Source organism: Clostridium sp. KLE 1755, from assembly GCF_000466465.2.
Lineage (GTDB): Bacteria > Bacillota > Clostridia > Lachnospirales > Lachnospiraceae > Eisenbergiella > Eisenbergiella porci.
The window spans coordinates 639-17,876 of record NZ_KE992781.1 but is presented as its reverse complement, the minus strand read 5'-3'; the positions used below and the strand labels follow the sequence as shown (position 1 = coordinate 17,876).

At 49.1% G+C, this 17,238-nt stretch carries 14 protein-coding genes and 1 other annotated feature; of the genes, 10 read left to right on the top strand and 4 right to left on the bottom strand.

The features are described from left to right. Positions 1-14: 14 nt before the first annotated feature. Positions 15-1,754, top strand: coding sequence for an ICP22 family protein (locus HMPREF1548_RS27445; protein ID WP_035324310.1), 1,740 nt, complete (start codon positions 15-17; stop codon positions 1,752-1,754). A 37-nt stretch (positions 1,755-1,791) separates the two neighbouring features. Here HMPREF1548_RS27445 and HMPREF1548_RS27440 read toward each other — a convergent pair whose 3' ends face one another. Then, complete coding sequence (locus HMPREF1548_RS27440; RefSeq protein ID WP_021640124.1) at positions 1,792-2,466, bottom strand: response regulator transcription factor; 675 nt, start codon at positions 2,464-2,466, stop codon at positions 1,792-1,794. Between the two features lie 177 nt (positions 2,467-2,643). Between HMPREF1548_RS27440 and HMPREF1548_RS27435 the strand changes: the two genes are divergently transcribed. After that, positions 2,644-3,408: a bactofilin family protein gene (locus tag HMPREF1548_RS27435; protein ID WP_021640123.1), complete on the top strand. Its 765-nt coding sequence runs from the start codon at positions 2,644-2,646 to the stop codon at positions 3,406-3,408. Between the two features lie 15 nt (positions 3,409-3,423). After that, positions 3,424-4,395 carry a M15 family metallopeptidase gene (locus HMPREF1548_RS27430; protein ID WP_021640122.1) on the top strand — a complete coding sequence of 324 codons (972 nt, stop codon included), beginning with the start codon at positions 3,424-3,426 and terminating at the stop codon, positions 4,393-4,395. A 130-nt stretch (positions 4,396-4,525) separates the two neighbouring features. On the opposite strand, the gene metF is transcribed toward HMPREF1548_RS27430, so the two are convergent. Further along, positions 4,526-5,383, bottom strand: a complete 858-nt coding sequence (gene metF / locus HMPREF1548_RS27425) for a methylenetetrahydrofolate reductase [NAD(P)H] (RefSeq protein ID WP_021640121.1) — start codon at positions 5,381-5,383, stop codon at positions 4,526-4,528. 197 nt (positions 5,384-5,580) lie between these two features. On the opposite strand from metF, the gene aroA reads away from it, so the two are divergent. Further along, the gene (aroA, locus tag HMPREF1548_RS27420) at positions 5,581-6,891 is read left to right on the top strand and encodes a 3-phosphoshikimate 1-carboxyvinyltransferase (protein WP_083493073.1); all 1,311 of its coding nucleotides are present in this window, start codon (positions 5,581-5,583) and stop codon (positions 6,889-6,891) included. A gap of 77 nt (positions 6,892-6,968) precedes the next feature. Here the strand turns inward: aroA and HMPREF1548_RS27415 are convergent, their stop codons facing one another. Further along, positions 6,969-8,375 (bottom strand): amidophosphoribosyltransferase, encoded by a 1,407-nt coding sequence (locus HMPREF1548_RS27415; protein ID WP_021640119.1) that lies wholly within the window; start codon positions 8,373-8,375, stop codon positions 6,969-6,971. A gap of 265 nt (positions 8,376-8,640) precedes the next feature. Beyond that, positions 8,641-8,890, top strand: a binding site (T-box leader). A 186-nt stretch (positions 8,891-9,076) separates the two neighbouring features. Here HMPREF1548_RS27415 and pheS point away from each other — a divergent pair. From pheS to queA, 5 genes are all read left to right on the top strand, one after another. After that, on the top strand, positions 9,077-10,096 hold the full coding sequence (gene pheS, locus HMPREF1548_RS27410; RefSeq protein ID WP_025490170.1) for a phenylalanine--tRNA ligase subunit alpha: 1,020 nt from the start codon (positions 9,077-9,079) through the stop codon (positions 10,094-10,096). 130 nt (positions 10,097-10,226) lie between these two features. After that, positions 10,227-12,647, top strand: coding sequence for a phenylalanine--tRNA ligase subunit beta (pheT, locus tag HMPREF1548_RS27405; RefSeq protein WP_021640115.1), 2,421 nt, complete (start codon positions 10,227-10,229; stop codon positions 12,645-12,647). A 39-nt stretch (positions 12,648-12,686) separates the two neighbouring features. Then, positions 12,687-12,959: a hypothetical protein gene (locus HMPREF1548_RS27400; RefSeq protein ID WP_021640114.1), complete on the top strand. Its 273-nt coding sequence runs from the start codon at positions 12,687-12,689 to the stop codon at positions 12,957-12,959. After that, complete coding sequence (locus HMPREF1548_RS27395; protein ID WP_021640113.1) at positions 12,959-14,350, top strand: aminopeptidase; 1,392 nt, start codon at positions 12,959-12,961, stop codon at positions 14,348-14,350. Before HMPREF1548_RS27400 ends, HMPREF1548_RS27395 begins: the two co-directional genes overlap by 1 nt. A 56-nt stretch (positions 14,351-14,406) precedes the next feature. Then, positions 14,407-15,432: a tRNA preQ1(34) S-adenosylmethionine ribosyltransferase-isomerase QueA gene (gene queA / locus HMPREF1548_RS27390; RefSeq protein ID WP_035324327.1), complete on the top strand. Its 1,026-nt coding sequence runs from the start codon at positions 14,407-14,409 to the stop codon at positions 15,430-15,432. Positions 15,433-15,696: 264 nt separating this feature from the next. Here the strand turns inward: queA and HMPREF1548_RS27385 are convergent, their stop codons facing one another. Then, the gene (locus HMPREF1548_RS27385) at positions 15,697-16,050 is read right to left on the bottom strand and encodes a helix-turn-helix domain-containing protein (protein WP_021640111.1); all 354 of its coding nucleotides are present in this window, start codon (positions 16,048-16,050) and stop codon (positions 15,697-15,699) included. Positions 16,051-16,424: 374 nt separating this feature from the next. Between HMPREF1548_RS27385 and HMPREF1548_RS27380 the strand changes: the two genes are divergently transcribed. Further along, positions 16,425-17,153: a CpsB/CapC family capsule biosynthesis tyrosine phosphatase gene (locus HMPREF1548_RS27380; protein WP_021640110.1), complete on the top strand. Its 729-nt coding sequence runs from the start codon at positions 16,425-16,427 to the stop codon at positions 17,151-17,153. Positions 17,154-17,238 lie beyond the last annotated feature (85 nt).

Here is a 17,238-nt window from a genome sequence, read left to right as displayed (position 1 = left end):
GGAGAGCAGACATTTTGAAAAATTGGAAAGGGTTCTTCTTTGTCTATACAGCCATAATTACACTACTTTTTTGTAGTAAAATTGCGGAAGCGTCCTCTGTATCGTATAATTCCATTTTGACTGAAGAGGCCGACTGGATTGAAATCGCTGATTTTAAGGAATTGCGCAGTATAATGAACGGAAGCATAAGACCGCAGACAAGGCATATCCGCCTGACTGCGGATATTACAGTTTCCGGGGGAAAAGACGACATTTATTATATCATATCTCCTGAGTATGCGCCAATTTATATTGATACAGGGGAATATACCATCTATGTGGAAGGACAGCTGCAGATATTGGGAAATGCTTTGATATTTGGAAAAGGCGGGGAGGAGGGACTTGTGCATATCCGGAAGGGAGGCTATGCGGATATCCAGGGAGCAAGTCTCAGGGCGGAAGAAGGCTATGCTGTCTGGCAGGAGGATGGCGCTTATTTCAGCGCATCGGATTGGAATGAGAGCACATCTTATCCTGCCTCCTATTCCTGCGAGGGAGAGTGCAGATATCCGGATAAGCCTGTTGTATGGGATTCTTATGAAGAAAGCAGTGAGGAAATTCCATATCGGATAGTCCCTGCGGAAACTGCTTTTACACAGGAAATGCTTCCTGAGGCGCTTTATTGTATCTGGTGCGAGAATGGAAAGCGCTGTGAAGGGAAGCTGCCGGTTTTCTGGGAGACGGAGGAGGATACACATACATCACTTCAGGAGAGGAAAAGAACCTTGCTGAAGGGAAATTTTGGAATGGACCGGGATGCGGCGCGCCGGCCGGAATGCATGCTCGTTTTCCAAAATAAAAATGGTGCAGTGATTATCAAAGGAGAGCTGACGGCATATACGGAAGATTTCTTTGTCATGAGCCTTGATTTTGTTCTTGATAACTATGAAGAGGAAAATGACAGCTTTTATGTGATATGTTCCGGAGACGGGAAAGAATGGCAGCGGTCGGAACAGGGAAATTACAGCCTTCAAAACGGGATTGCCTACTATGATGAGACATTTGAAGACGGACGGCAGCCTCCGGTCTATTTTTGTGTATGTGTTGAGAAGAAGGACAGGCTTTATTATTCGGATACTGTGATGATATCGGAGGATAACACACTTGTTATTGCTGATATTCAGGGAGGCAGAGGAGGAGGCACCCCTGTTTTGACCGGTACGGGCAAACTGGAACCGGAACAGGAGGTGGTGAGCGCTGCAGAAAACAGCACTTCGGAAGACGTGCAGACGGATGCCCCGGCACAGAAAAAGGAAGAGGGCTGGGAGGAATCGGCGTATTCGTCGGCAGAACAGGAACAGGAGACTGTTTTGCAGGTTGGGGAACCGGAAAATGCTATTTTGGATTATACGGAAGAACAGAATGAACAGACAGAAGGAAAAGAAGCTGAGCCGGAAGGAACGGAAGCGTTTCCTGCTGAAAAATCCGGGACATATACCGAAGAAGCTGATTTTGGAAAAACAGGGTCAGAGACAGACATGGAGGCAGGCGAAGAAACAGAGAAAGTAACAGACCAGGGATCAGAAAAAGGATTGGAAAAAGAAACAGCACCCCGGCCGGCGGAACTGCCGGAGGATATCAGGCCGGGCGAAAGCTTCGGACAGGACAGCATGGAAAGAAAAAGACAGATTTTTATGGGCTTTTGTTCTGTAGGCATCATTCTGGCTGCGGTATTTGCAGGGAATGCTTTTTTCCGCAGCCGGGGAAGAAAATGAGCCAACCGGAGCCGGCCGTATACACTGCCGGCTCCGGTCACGGAACGAACAGGTAACCTTTGTGACGTACTGTACGGATATACTCCTTTTCCGGGCAGATGTCACACAGCTTTTTCCTGACCTTGCCAATGCGGGCCTGAAGGTTATGGCGGCTTTCATTGATGGGCTGCTTCCATATATTGTCATAAAGCTGCTCATAGGTAAAAAGCTGGTTCGGATGGCGTGCAAAAAAGGTGAGAATATCGAATTCCAGACGGGGAAAGGCATATTCCATTCCATGATAAATGACCATGAGCCTGCCGGTATCAATAGTTAGTTCCCCGAATTTGAGCAGCTCCGGCGGCTGATTTTCATAACGGCGCCGGATTCGTACATTGATGCGCAGCTCCAGCTCCTTCAGTGAAAAGGGCTTGGAGACGTAATCGTCCCCTCCGGAAAGAAAGCCTTTGATTCTGTCGTCATTTTCCGTATAACAGGATAAAAATATGATCGGTACGGAAGAAAACTGACGGATGGAGGTGCATAGCTCAAACCCGTTGCTATCCGGCAGATCAACGTCAAGGATTACACAGTCTATGCTGGTACTTTTCAGATAGTCTATGGTTTTAGCTGCTGATGCCGTACAGATAATGTCATATTGACGTTCGTTGAAATATTCAGACACTACATTCCGGAGCGCAATATCATCATCCACGAAAAGAATTTTATACATGTCACGTATCCCCTTTAAAATAAATATTGTCCTTTGTCCTTTCGTATTGCAAGTATATCATAAAAATTTATTGAAAATAGTCGCCCCAATGTCGCTTTTTGTAAAATTGTGCTAATCTTGGAAAATATCTGCTATAATTCAACCATATCTTAGATGGAAAGGTAATGGAGTATCACAATGAAAGAAAGCAATTTTAAAAAGGCAGTGAATGAGATTCTGAGTTTCGATTTCTCAGGGGACGGACAGAAGGCAAAAAATTCAGGAGAAAGTTCAAGGAAACCGGAGGGGAGGGAGAATCCGGATATAGGCACAGATGCAGAAATCGTAAAAGGGAGCTTGTATCCCGATAAAAATGCTGTGAGTGAGATAAAAAGAGAGAATACGGCAGGAGAAAAAATGGCGGAAGAATCAGCAGGCGGAAGAGCAAAGGGAGTAAACGCCGCCGGATCCACGACGCCTGTCCCGGCCGGAGCGGATACGGCGGCAGCAGACAACATGACACCCACATTAAAAAATGAGTCTGTTATTACGGAAGATATGGTAATTGACGGAAGCGTCAGGACAAAGTCAAACCTGCGAATCCTGGGACAGATTTCCGGGGATGTAAGGTGCGAGGGAGCGCTGCTGCTGGCAGGGAAGGTGATCGGTGATGTTTATGCCGACAGCATGCGGGTCCAATCGGGAAACATAACCGGGAATATTCAGGTGACTGATGAAATGGTGGTGGATAACAATTCCTGGATCAAGGGGGACATTACCTCAGGGCGGCTGATGTTTAACGGGCACAGTGAAGGAAACATGATGGTGCAGGAGAGCATTGAGCTGAGGGAGTCTGCCAGGGTGAAAGGAAATATATCCTCGGAATGTATTTCCATGTACAATGGCGCGCATGTAAAGGGAATGATCGACATTGGAGGCCTGGAAGAAGTCAGGGAAGAATAGCAGGAGGGAAAAACCATGGATTTTTCCACTGTGAACAGGGAGTTTTGTGCAAAGACAGCAGGCGGGGACTTTGGCAGGCTTCCGGATAAGCCTGCCGTATCGGGGAGAGGAAGGCGGAAAAGGAAAAACAGGTATTGGGGAAGCGTACTTTTCTATAAACATCTGATATTGGGAATGACTGCGCTTGCGATTCTGTTACCTTTATTTGGCCTGACCGGAATGGTTTATAAATATACCTGTCTGAAGGCGGAATATCAGGGGCTGCTGCGTCGTGCGAATGCTTTGTGTACGGCGGAGGCTGCCGAAAAAGACAATAAAATATCCGAAATCGGCAGAAAGATAAAGGAAGAGCTTTCCGTATGGACAGAAGGCGTGGGAAAAATCCCGTTTCAGGTAAATACGGAGGATTGGAATTATATCCTGGTAAATGACTGGAATCCTCTTCCGGCATCCTATAAGTTTCAGCTGGATGTACTGGAGGATGGACATCAGGTCGATTACCGCATTGCAGAAGATTTGGGGGAAATGCTATCTGATGCAGAGGCCGAGGGATTGGAACTGTTGGTATGTTCTGCCTACCGCAGCTATGAGCGGCAGGCAGATCTGTTCAACAGCTCGGTTGAGGAACTGATGGAGCAGGGAATGACGTACAGAGAAGCTTACTACAAGACCCATGAACAGGTTGCGATTGTGAACTACAGCGAGCATCATACCGGACTGGCGGTAGACATTGTAGGGAAAAACCATCAGATGCTGGATGAGCGCCAGGGGAGAACAAAGGAGGCACAGTGGCTTGCCCAAAACTGCTCCCGTTATGGTTTTATCCTCCGATACCCAAAAGGAAAAGAGAAGATTACAGGAATCGAATATGAGTCATGGCACTTCAGGTATGTGGGCAGGGATGCTGCGCAGTTTATTACAAAAAATGATTTGACGTTGGAGGAATTTTTAAAAATAGCGAAAATACAGCAGAAAACCGGAAGATAAGGTCCTCAGGGACATAGCTGGCATACATGCTTAGGCCCAGCCGAAGCAGAGCGCAGACCATATACCTGCGGACTTTATATTCCCGTTCATGGCATTTCAGGTTGGTGCCCCATTGCCTGCGGAAGCAGGCCTATTTGATTGCGGAAACGATCTCCCGGGCAACCCTCGGCTTGTTCATAGTATAAATATGGATGCCGTCCACATGATGGGCCTTCAGGTCAAGAATCTGTTCTATTGCGTAATCTATGCCGGCTTTCCTCATTTCCGCCGGATCGTCTCCGTAGGTGGCGATGAGATCCGCCAGCTTCTTGGGGACGGAGGAGCCGGAAAGGGAAACCGTGGTTCCCAATTGTTTGGCCGAGGTGATGGGCATGATACCGGCGCAGATGGGGAGGCTTATGCCCGTACTGCGCGCCTTGTCCAGAAATTCATAATACACCTGGTTGTCGAAAAAGAGCTGTGTAATCAGAAATTCAGCCCCAGCGTCACATTTTTTCTTCAAATGGAGAAGATCGCTGTCCAGATCCTTTGCTTCATAATGCTTTTCCGGGTAACAGGCGCCTGCAATGTGGAAATCTGTGGAGCTGTTCAGATAACCTGTCAGATCCGAAGCATGGGGGAAATGCCGGCTGTTAAACTGTTCATCGCTCATATAGGACGGCCTGTCGCCGCGCAGGGCCAGGACATGGTTCACATTGGCTTCCTTCAGCTGTGCTGTTACCGCGTCAATGTCTTCTTTCCCGGAGCCAACACAGGTCATATGTGCCAGGGCATTGATTTTCAGGTTATTCTGGATATAGGAAGCGATTTCCACGGTTTTCTTCGACTTGCTGCCGCCGGCCCCGTAGGTAACGCTGATAAAGTCAGGCTGCAGCCCGGCAAGGGAATCCAGCACCAGAAACGCATTGGCAAATTCCTCTTCCTTTTTGGGCGGAAAAACCTCAAAGGAAAGAAGCTGCTTATTTTCAGAAAAAAGCTCTTTTATCATCTGTTTAACCTCTTTAACATGAATTTTATTTTAGATTGCATTTGACTCATAACAGATAGTATCGTAACATGTTATTGTGTGAAATTCAAGAAATGATTTGTCTGCGCATCCGGCCACACGCGCGGCGTTTTTATTGGCCGGATGCTGTAACGGTTCAGGCCCGTCTGAACCGTTACCATATATGGAGGGAAGCAGTCATGGATAAAAATATCTATCATGTACCGTATGTCTATGGGAAAATGGACGGCAGGGGCACGGTGTCCGTCAGGGTGCCGGGTTCAAAGAGCATCACTAACCGGGCGCTGCTGCTGGCAATGCTGGCCGATGGGCCATGTACGCTTACGGGCGCTCTGTTCAGCGATGATTCCCGGTATCTGCAGCAGTGCATCGCGGATTTGGGGTTTGGAATAGAGGCGGATGAAGAAAGGGCTGAGGTGCGGGTGGAAGGTCTGGGAGGGAGGCTGCCGGTGCGGGAAGCCTCCCTTTATGTGGGAAGCGCGGGAACGGCGGCGCGTTTCCTCACAGCCTTGCTTGGGCTGAAGAAGGGAGCCTGGCACCTGGATTCTTCGGAGCAGATGAAGCGGCGTCCCATGCTTCCGCTGCTCCAGTCGCTTCAGGAGCTGGGGACCCGTGTGGAATATCAGGGGCAGGAGGGACATTTCCCGTTCACCCTGTATCCGGGAAACAACGGGCGGCAGGATATTGCGGTCAATATTGAGCACAGCAGCCAGTTTTTGAGCGCGCTGCTGATTGCAGCCTGCTGCGCAGAACGGAGCCTGGATATCCGTGTGGAAGGAACCCATGGTATGGCATACATAGATATGACGCTTCGGATGATGGAGCAGTTCGGGGTAAAAGCGGAGAAAAGAGGCGGGGATTGTTTCCATATGGAAGCAGGGCAGAGCTATCGGCATCAGGAGTATGCAATAGAGCCTGATGTCTCGGCGGCCTGCTATTTTTATGGGATGGCGGCAATCCTGGGGATCGAGGTGCTGGTGCCCGGCGTACATTTTGGCTCGCTGCAGGGAGATGTGCAGTTCCTGCGGATTCTGGAACGGATGGGCTGCAGCCTGCACGAGACGGCAGAGGGAATCGCATTGAAGGGACCGGAAAACGGAAGGCTGCGGGGCGTGGAAGCGGATATGCATGCCTGCTCCGACCAGGCCATAACCCTTGCGGCTATAGCGCCGTTTGCAGATGCGCCTGTCACCATAACAGGCATCGGGCATATCCGGTATCAGGAAAGCAACCGTATGGAAGCGATTTCCACGGAGCTGGCGCGGCTGGGAATCCGCTGTGAGCAGGGGGAGGACAGCCTGAGAATATGGCCCGGCAGGCCTGTGCCGGGAGTTGTGGAAACCTATGATGATCATCGGATGGCTATGGGATTTTCCTTGCCTGGGCTGAGAGCCGAAGGGATTGCAATTGCGGATCCCGGGTGCTGCAGAAAAACCTTTGAGAATTATTTCCAGGTGCTGGATGAGGTGGTCATAGGCGTGACAGGATAAAAGAATCCGGCCGTCCCTTCCTCCTTTGGGAGGAGGGACGGCCGGATTCTGGCATTTTGCGGCATGGGGGAGAAGCGTTATTCTTTTCCATCCCAGCAGTAGGTGCATAATTTGCTGCGGTCGATTCCCACGGAGTCGATCATATCGTCCAGGCGGTTATAACGCAGGGAGGTGAAGTTGAGCTGCTCTCCGATGCGGGATACCATGGCCTGGAATTCAGGGGTCTCAGGATTGGAGTAGGCGTCCAGGTTTACGTATTTATTGTCGCCCTCCATTTCTTTGATGACCCTTCTTGTAATGAGATCCATTTCTGAGGTGGATCGGGAGAAGTTGAGGTATTTGCAGGCATAGAGGAGAGGAGGGCAGGCGGGGCGGATGTGTACCTCTTTTGCGCCGCTTTGGTACAGGAATTCCGTTGTTTCTCTCAGCTGTGTGCCGCGGACGATGGAATCGTCGATGAGAAGCATGCTGCGGTCCTGTATCAGATCGCGGACGGGAATCAGCTTCATTTTGGCAATCAGGTTCCTCTGGCTCTGTATGGTGGGCATGAAGGAACGGGGCCAGGTAGGGGTGTATTTGATAAAGGGCCGGGAGAAGGGGATGCCGGAGGTATTCGAATAACCGATGGCATGCGCGGTTCCGGAGTCCGGTACGCCCGCTACGATATCAGGTGACGCATCGTCTCTTTTGGCCATGGACGCGCCGCAGTTATAGCGCATTTTTTCCACGCTGATTCCTTCGTAGGAGGAGGAAGGGTAGCCATAGTAAACCCAGAGGAAGGTACAGATTTTCATATCCTTGCCCGGCGCTACCAGGGTGCGCATGCCTTCCGGGGTGACAACCACGATTTCTCCGGGTCCCAGTTCGCGTTCGCTGACGTAGCCCAGGTTGAGATAAGCAAAGCTTTCAAAGGAGATGCAGTAAGCATTTTCTTTCTTGCCGATGGCTACGGGAGTACGGCCCATTTTATCACGCGCGACATAAATGCCCTTGGGGGTCATAAGCAGGATGGTCATGGAACCGTCGATGAGATCCTGGGCATATTGGAGGCCTTCGATGATGTTTTCCTTTTGGTTGATGATAGTTGCAACAAGCTCGGTGGCATTGATGGTGCCGCCGCTCATTTCCAGAAAATGAATGTGCGATGAAAAGAGAAGCTTCGTCAGAATTTCTTCCGTATTGTTGATTTTGCCCACGGTTGCGATGGAATACGTACCGTGATGGGAACGGACGATCAGCGGCTGGGGTTCATAGTCTGATATACTGCCGATTCCCAGATTCCCTTTCATTTCCGTGACTTCTTTGTCAAATTTGGTGCGGAAGGGGGCATTTTCGATATTGTGGATGGAACGATCAAAACCGCGTTCCCGGTCGTATACGGCCATACCGGCCCGTCTTGTTCCCAGATGGGAATGATAGTCTGTGCCGAAAAAAAGATCGAAGACACAGTCTTCCTTTGATGCTACTCCAAAAAATCCACCCATGATGTTCTCCTTAGTATTGGTTTTCTTGACTGTTCGTAACAGCCCGCATTCCGGACTGCTATGGTTCTTCCGATGGTGGGAAGGCACACGTATCGTTTCCTTTCAGCGCCGGCTCCGGTATCGGAAGTATGTAGATGTATTAAAAACTTGGCATTAAAATCATATCATGATGGAAAATAAATGTATATATGCAAAAGTACAGAAAAATTATATTGACTTTTCTGAAAACAGGCAATAGAATAGGTTACAGACATATTCATGAATCAAAAATGCGATGATGGCGCACAAAGAGTTGTATTTTCCCACAGAGAGAGGGAGTCGTCGGCTGGGAGCTTCCTTGGGTTCAGATGCAGCTTGAATTTCACGCCGGAGCTGTCCTTTTGAAGGCCTTTGGGTTTAGGAGGGAACGTGGCGGCACGTTACGCCGGAATGAGAGCCTGCGGTGCACAGGGCGTTAAACGCCGGATGTGAAGCAGGAATGTGGGTGGTACCGCGGAAATTATTTCGTCCCTGGATTTTTGCCGGGGATTTTTTTGTGTCCAAAATTCCCCGGAGGCTGTCAGGCATAGCGAGCCGCGGCGGCTGCAGGACGGCCGGAGGCCGGACCGCAGGCTGAAGCGTGCTGAAAAGCTGTCAACATTTTTCACATGGAAAAAAATATGCCGGTGTCAGGATTTACGCGCCGGCAGCAGGAGGTTTTTATGAAAGACAGATTGGAACAGATCAAGGAAGAGGTCAGAAAGCAGGTGGAAGCTGCCGGAACCCTTGATAAGCTGAACGAGGTTAGGGTAAACGCTCTGGGTAAAAAGGGCGCTCTTACCGAGGTTCTGAAGGGTATGAAGAACGTGGCAGCCGAGGAGCGGCCGAAAATTGGACAGATGGTGAACGATACCAGAACGGAAATCGAAGCCATGCTGGAAGAAACGAAGAAGAAAATGGAATCCGCCATCAGGGAAGCCAAAATGAAGGAAGAGGTCATTGACGTTACCCTTCCAGCCAGGAAAAACCAGGTGGGCCACCGTCATCCCAACACCATTGCCCTGGAAGAGGTGGAAAGAATCTTCGTGGGAATGGGCTATGAGGTAGTGGAAGGCCCTGAAGTGGAAAACGACTATTATAATTTCGAAGCCCTGAATATCCCCAGGAACCATCCCACCAGGGATGAGCAGGATACCTTCTATATTTCAGAGGATATCGTGCTGCGTACCCAGACCTCTCCGGTACAGGTGCGTGAAATGGAAAAAGGGAAGCTGCCCATCCGCATGATCGCTCCGGGACGTGTGTTCCGTTCCGATGAGGTGGACGCGACCCATTCTCCTTCCTTCCATCAGATTGAAGGACTTGTTATTGATAAGAATATTACGTTTGCCGATCTGAAGGGAACGCTGGCTGAGTTTGCCAGGGAGCTGTTCGGAGAGGAGACGAAGGTAAAATTCCGCCCCCATCATTTCCCGTTCACAGAGCCCAGCGCCGAAGTGGATGTGACCTGCTTCAAGTGCGGCGGCAAGGGCTGCCGTTTCTGCAAAGGCTCCGGCTGGATTGAAATCCTCGGCTGCGGTATGGTGCATCCCCGCGTGCTGCAGATGAGCGGAATTGATCCCAAGGAATATTCCGGTTTTGCATTCGGCGTAGGCCTGGAGCGTATTGCGCTTCTGAAGTATGAAATTGACGATATGCGTCTGCTTTATGAGAATGACGTCCGTTTCCTGAAGCAGTTCTGATGGAAAAAGCGGATAACTGATTTTGTTTCTTCCTATTATAAAGGAGGAATTTTGCGGCTGTTTCATTCATGGGAAAGCCGTGTATACTCAGAATGCGGACTGAAGGAAATAAGAAAGGCATGGATACAATATGAATACAACGTTATCATGGATTAAAGCATATGTGCCGGAGCTGTCATGCACGGACCAGGAATACTGCGATGCGATGACAATGAGCGGCACCAAGGTGGAAAGCTATGAAAGGCTTGACAGGAATCTGGAAAAAATCGTAGTTGGCCAGATAGAAAAAATAGAAAAGCATCCTGACGCGGACAAGCTGATCGTCTGCCAGGTAAATGTCGGAGCTGAGACCATTCAGATCGTTACAGGCGCTCCCAATGTGAAGGAAGGGGACAAGGTACCGGTGGTTCTTGACGGCGGTAAGGTGGCCGGCGGACACGACGGCGGCCCGCTCCCTGAGGAGGGCATTTCCATTAAAGCAGGAAAGCTGAGAGGAGTTCCCTCCAACGGTATGATGTGCTCTATTGAAGAGCTGGGATCCAGCCGGGATATGTATCCCGAGGCTCCTGAAAACGGCATCTATATTTTCAGCGATGATGTGGAAGTAGGTTCCGACGCAATCGATGCCCTGGGTCTGAGGGACACCGTATTTGAATATGAAATCACAAACAACAGAATTGACTGCTTCAGTATTCTGGGAATTGCCAGGGAAGCGGCCGTGACCTTCCATAAGCCCTTCGTCCCTCCGGTGGTTAATGTGCATGAAAATGGGGAAAATGTCAATGATTATATTAAAGTAGAGGTAAAGGATCCCGATCTGTGCCCCCGCTACTGTGCAAGGGTATGTACCAATATCAAAATCGCCCCTTCGCCCAAGTGGATGCAGAGAAGGCTGGCTGCCAGCGGTATCCGTCCCATCAACAACCTGGTTGATATCACCAACTATGTCATGGAGGAATATGGCCAGCCCATGCATGCCTATGACTTAAGCACCATAGCCGGCGGCCAGATCATTGTACGCCGTGCAAAGGACGGTGATGAGTTCCAGACACTGGACGGCCAGGTGAGAAAGCTGGACAGCGAAGTGCTGATGATCTGTGACGCTGAAAAAGAAGTGGGCATCGCCGGTATTATGGGCGGCGAGAATTCCAAAATAACAGACGATGTGAAAACCGTACTGTTTGAAGCCGCGTGCTTCAACGGAACCAATATCCGTAAATCCGCCAAGAGAATCGGCCTGCGCACCGATGCTTCCGGCAAATTTGAAAAAGGACTTGATCCTAACAACTCAGTGGAAGCAATCAACAGGGCCTGCCAGCTGATTCAGGAGCTGGGCTGCGGCGATGTTGTAGGCGGCATCGTGGATGTATGCGCGCCTCTGAAGGAAAGAGTACGCATCGCCTTTGAACCGGAGCGCATCAACGCGCTGTTGGGGACACAGATTCCGGAAGCGGAAATGCTGGATTACTTCAAACAGCTGGAATTTGACTATGATGCAGACAAAAAGGAACTGATTATCCCTACTTTCCGTCAGGATATTGAAGGCTTTGCCGATGTGGCGGAGGAAGTGGCGAGATTCCACGGCTATGACAAGATTCCCACCACACTTCCCAGTGGGGAAGCCACCACAGGAAAGCTTTCCTTCAAGCTGCGCATTGAGGAAAAGGCAAGGGATATCGCCGAGTACTGCGGTTTTTCCCAGGGAATGTGTTATTCCTTTGAAAGCCCCAAGGTATTTGACAAGCTGCTGCTGGATCAGGATGATGTGCTGCGCAAGGCGGTAACAATCGCCAACCCGCTGGGAGAGGATTTCTCCGTTATGAGAACCATTTCCCTCAACGGCATCCTCACCTCGCTGGCAACCAATTATAATAGAAGAAACAAGGACGTCAAGCTCTATGAGCTGGGCAATGTATACCTGCCGGAAAGCGTGCCGGTAACCACGCTGCCTGAAGAGAGAATGCAGTTTACGCTGGGCTTTTACGGGGACGGAGACTTCTACACCATGAAGGGCGTCATTGAAGAATTCCTGGAAAGCATCGGCATGAAGGATAAGAAGGAATACGACCCTAAGGCCGGAAAGAACTTCCTTCACCCGGGACGTCAGGCCAACATCATTTACGGCGGTAAGGTTCTGGGCTATCTGGGTGAAGTACATCCGGAGGTACTGGATAACTACGGCATCGGGACAAAGGCTTATGTGGCGGTTCTGGATATGCCTGAAATCATTCCTTTCGCAACTTTTGACAGGAAGTATGAAGGAATTGCAAAATACCCGGCGGTTACCCGCGATATCAGCATGGTAGTGCCCAGAGAAATTCTTGTGGGACAGATTGAAGCGGTTATCGCACAGCGCGGCGGAAAGATTCTGGAAAGCTATGCCCTGTTTGATATTTATGAAGGCAGCCAGATCAAGGCAGGCTTCAAATCCGTTGCCTACACACTGACCTTCCGCGCGAAGGACAGGACACTTGAGGATGCCGATGTGAGCGCGGCAATGAAAAAAATTCTCAATGGCCTTCAGGGGCTTGGCATTGAGCTGAGACAGTAGTACAATAATACGGGGAGCACCGAACGGGAGGTGAGAATTATGGATATTGGACCAGTAAATCATGAAGTGGATTTCTGCAAGGTCTATGATATGGAAACCAAGGAAAAGGTAGAAAGAATACTTTTGAAAAACAGCATTTCCTATTTTGTGGAATGGGAAGACAAGGGGGTAGGAGGCTTATTCTTTTTCAGAAAGCCCAGGGAAAAATCCGCCTGTATTTTCCGCATCCACAGTGACGAGGTTTCCAGAGCCAAAGAACTTCTCAAGCCGGTGCTCGGTTCAAAACTAAAAGAAACCGGAGGTAAGGCCTGATGGAAACGAAAAATGTATGGACCAGTTATTCCGAAGAGCAGCTGAAAGAAGCAGATGCTTTTGCCAGAGAATATATGGACTTCCTGGATGCGGGGAAAACTGAAAGAGAGTGCGTGGATACCCTTGTCAACCTGATTGAGAAGGAGGGCTACGTTGAACTGAATACGCTTATGGAAAGCGGCAGGGAAATCAAGCCCGGCGACAAAATCTACGCCGTAAACATGAACAAATGTCTGGTAATGTACCAGATCGGCAAAAAGCCCATGAAGGACGGCATGAATATCCTGGGTGCACATATTGATTCCCCCAGAATCGACGTAAAGCAGAATCCCCTTTATGAGGACAGCAACATTGCCTATCTGGATACCCATTACTACGGCGGCGTGAAGAAATACCAGTGGGTTGCCATCCCGCTTGCCCTCCACGGCGTAGTGGTAAAAAAAGACGGCACCACCGTTGAGGTGAATGTAGGCGACAATGAAGACGATCCTGTATTTTTCATCTCCGATCTGCTGATTCACCTGGCAGGAGAGCAGATGGATAAGAAGGCTTCCAAGGTAATCGAAGGGGAAGCCATGGATCTGATTATCGGAAATATTCCGGTGAAGGATAAGGACAAGGACGCCGTAACTGCAGGCGTGCTCAAGATTTTAAAGGATACTTATGATTTTGAAGAGGAAGACTTCCTTTCCGCAGAGCTGGAAATCGTTCCCGCTGGAAAAGCAAGAGAAGCCGGCCTTGACAGAAGCATGATCCTCGCTTACGGACAGGACGACAGAGTCTGCGCTTATACCTCCGCAAGGGCAGTGCTTGAGGTGGGCGGCACCATTACGGACCGTACCGCATGCTGTATCCTCGTGGATAAGGAAGAAATCGGCAGCGTAGGCGCAACCGGCATGCAGTCCCGTTTCTTTGAAAACATGACCGCAGAGCTGATGGAGCTGATGGGTGAATACAGCGAACTGAACCTGAGAAGATGCCTGACCAATTCCGCCATGCTTTCCTCCGATGTGAGCGCAGGCTACGATCCCGCATATGCTTCCTGTTTTGAAAAGAAGAATTCCGCTTTCCTTGGAAATGGCATGGTATTCAATAAGTTTACCGGATCCAGAGGAAAATCCGGCTCCAACGACGCCAATGCGGAATATGTGGCGCACATCAGAGACATTATGGACAGCTCCGACGTGGTATTCCAGACCGCAGAGCTTGGCAAGGTAGATGTGGGCGGCGGCGGAACCATTGCTTACATCATGGCTTTATACGGCATGAATGTCATTGACTGCGGCGTTGCCGTGCTCAACATGCATGCGCCCTGGGAAGCCACCAGCAAGGCCGATGTATATGAGACCATGAGAGGCTATGTAGCATTCCTGGAAAAAGCCAGCTTTTAACATCCAAAGGCCTGTTGAATGCGGAATAACCGGGGAAGAAGAGTAATATGGAAGAATTGAAAACATCAGATTTTTACTATGAACTTCCGCCGGAGCTCATTGCCCAGGATCCCCTGGAGGACCGTTCGTCCTCCAGGCTCATGGTCCTGGATAAGGAGACCGGCGAAGTCTCTCACCATGTATTTAAGGAAATCGGAAGCTTCCTTGTGCCGGGGGATTGCCTGGTGTTAAATAACACCAAGGTAATACCTGCCAGGCTTATGGGTGTGAGAGAGGAGACCGGAGGAGCCATAGAGGTCCTTCTCCTGAAACGCAGGGAAAATGATATCTGGGAAACGCTGGTCAAGCCAGGTAAAAAAGCCAGGCCGGGAACTAAACTTGTATTTGGGGACGGCCTGCTTCATGCGGAAGTGCTGGAAGTGGTGGAGGAAGGAAACAGGCTCATACAGTTCCATTATGAAGGGATCTGGGAAGAAGTACTGGACAGGCTGGGTGAAATGCCCCTGCCTCCCTACATCACCCACAAGCTCCAGGACAAGAACCGTTACCAGACCGTTTATGCCAGGTACGAGGGATCGGCTGCAGCGCCCACCGCAGGGCTTCATTTTACACAGGGGCTTTTGAAGGAGCTGGAGGAGAAGGGTATTGATATTGCCTATGTGACCCTTCATGTAGGGCTGGGGACCTTCCGTCCGGTAAAGGTGGAAAACCTGCAGGAGCATCATATGCATTCCGAATATTATCAGGTAACCCGGGAAGCGGCGGATAAGATAAACAGGGCCAAGGCGGCGGGACACAGAGTCGTATGCGTGGGCACCACCAGCTGCCGTACTGTGGAAAGCGCCTGCGACGAAAACGGCCTTTTGCAGGAATGCTGTGATAATACGGAAATTTTCATCTATCCGGGATACCGATTCAAGGTGCTGGATGCGCTGATTACGAATTTCCATCTGCCGGAATCCACACTGGTAATGCTGGTGTCGGCGCTGGCCGGCCGGGAGCATGTGCTGGCGGCGTATAAAGAGGCGGTGAAGGAAAAGTATCGGTTTTTTTCATTTGGCGATGCCATGCTCATAAAATAGTTGTATAAAATCGGAATCATAACAATGTGTACTGTAAAGTATGCAGTAAGACAAACGGTGTTGGGACAGTATCCCGGCACCGTTTTTTTAGATATATTTTTTAAGATATGCTTGAGAAAAATCAGATAGGATGATGGGCAGATGCAGATGGGGGTGCTCTGCCTCTTTTTGACTCCCTTACGATGATGACTTACCGGATGAAATGGGTAACTACAAAAGAGTAGTAGAAATAAACAGAATAATTTCAGAAGATTTTAGCTGCTTCTATTTCCGGCAGCTGCTAATGAAAATTTTAATGATTTTGAGAATGGAAGCTCTTTGCTTTTCAGGACATTTATCCAGGATATCCAAAACGGCGACTATCTCGTCTTCGTGTTTTTTTTCCGAGTTTTCACCGTATTCCCTGCCTAAAATGATATAATCCATGGGCATATTGAGCGTATGAGACAATGCCATTAACGTTTCCACCGACATGCCGCAGCTGCCTCGCTCTATATCAGCATAATATTTTGGTACTCTGTCAATTCTTTCTGCCATTTCTTCTTGAGTCATCCCCAATAAGGTACGTTTTAAACGTAGCCGTTCCCCTGCAGCAAGTCTATTATAGGTCTTAGACATTGCAGTTCTCCTTTCGAACAATTCATAACAGGTTAAATAGTTACGGGGTACCTTTTAGACGAACGCTGCCCAAACAGCCGGATACTCCGCCATCCGGCTATTTTCGGCCAATTTCAGCTATTTCTTACAAATCATTCCTTTTTTCGGAACAGTAAAAAATATCCATTTCCTATTATACAGAAATAAAAGTAAAATTGGTGCCTAAAATGTAAAAAAAAGTACCCATAATGGCATTATTTGATGAAATTGGATTTGACAACACATGTTTAAAACGTATATAATATAATAGTTTTAAACGTAGCTTAGTAAATTTCCTGAATCAAGAAGAAAAAAATACGAAAGGGAAAAAGCAAATTACAAAAAAAGTAACGTATATGGATGGATTTATTGATATACACTCACACGTTATTCCGTGTGTGGATGACGGCGCCCAATCAATTGAACAGTCGGTGAAAATGCTGGAAATAGCGGCATCCGAGGGAATTTCGACCATAATAGCAACCCCCCACCAGAAGGCGGACAGAAGGTGTGTAACACCCGAGGGAATTGTGAAACGGATAGAAATCCTGCAGAAAAAAGCGGACGAGCTTAAAATTCCTGTCAAATTATTTCCGGGAAATGAAATTTTTTACCGCCACGGCCTGGCAGAGCTGCTGGAGCAGGGGAAGATCCGGACATTGGCGGATTCCCATTATGTGCTGATAGAGTTTTTGCCGGGGGAGGATTATGCATACATAAGAGATGCGATAGGCAGAGTGGCTTCCTTTGGATACTGGCCGGTGGTGGCCCATGTGGAACGGTATGTGAATGTAATAAAGGATATGGAAAAGGCGGAGCGGCTGAAGGAAGATGCGGGGTGTTATTTTCAGGTGAATGCCTCAAGCATTGTCGGCGACCAGGGATTTGCGGCGAAGAATGTGGTGAAGAAGCTGCTGAAGGCCGGATTGGTGGACTTTGTAGGGACTGATGCACATAGTGATGGGAGCCGGGCGCCGAGACTGAGGAAGTGCGCTGGGTATTTGGAAAAGAAATATGGAGAAACCATGACCAGGAATCTGATGCGGGAGAATGCGGAGGCTATTCTGGAGGATCGGGTTTTGTAGGGAGTATTCATATTTTTAGTTAATGATATTTGGAACTGAGAACAAAAGAGAAATGTGCGGGAGAAAATGGGAATGGAAGAAAATA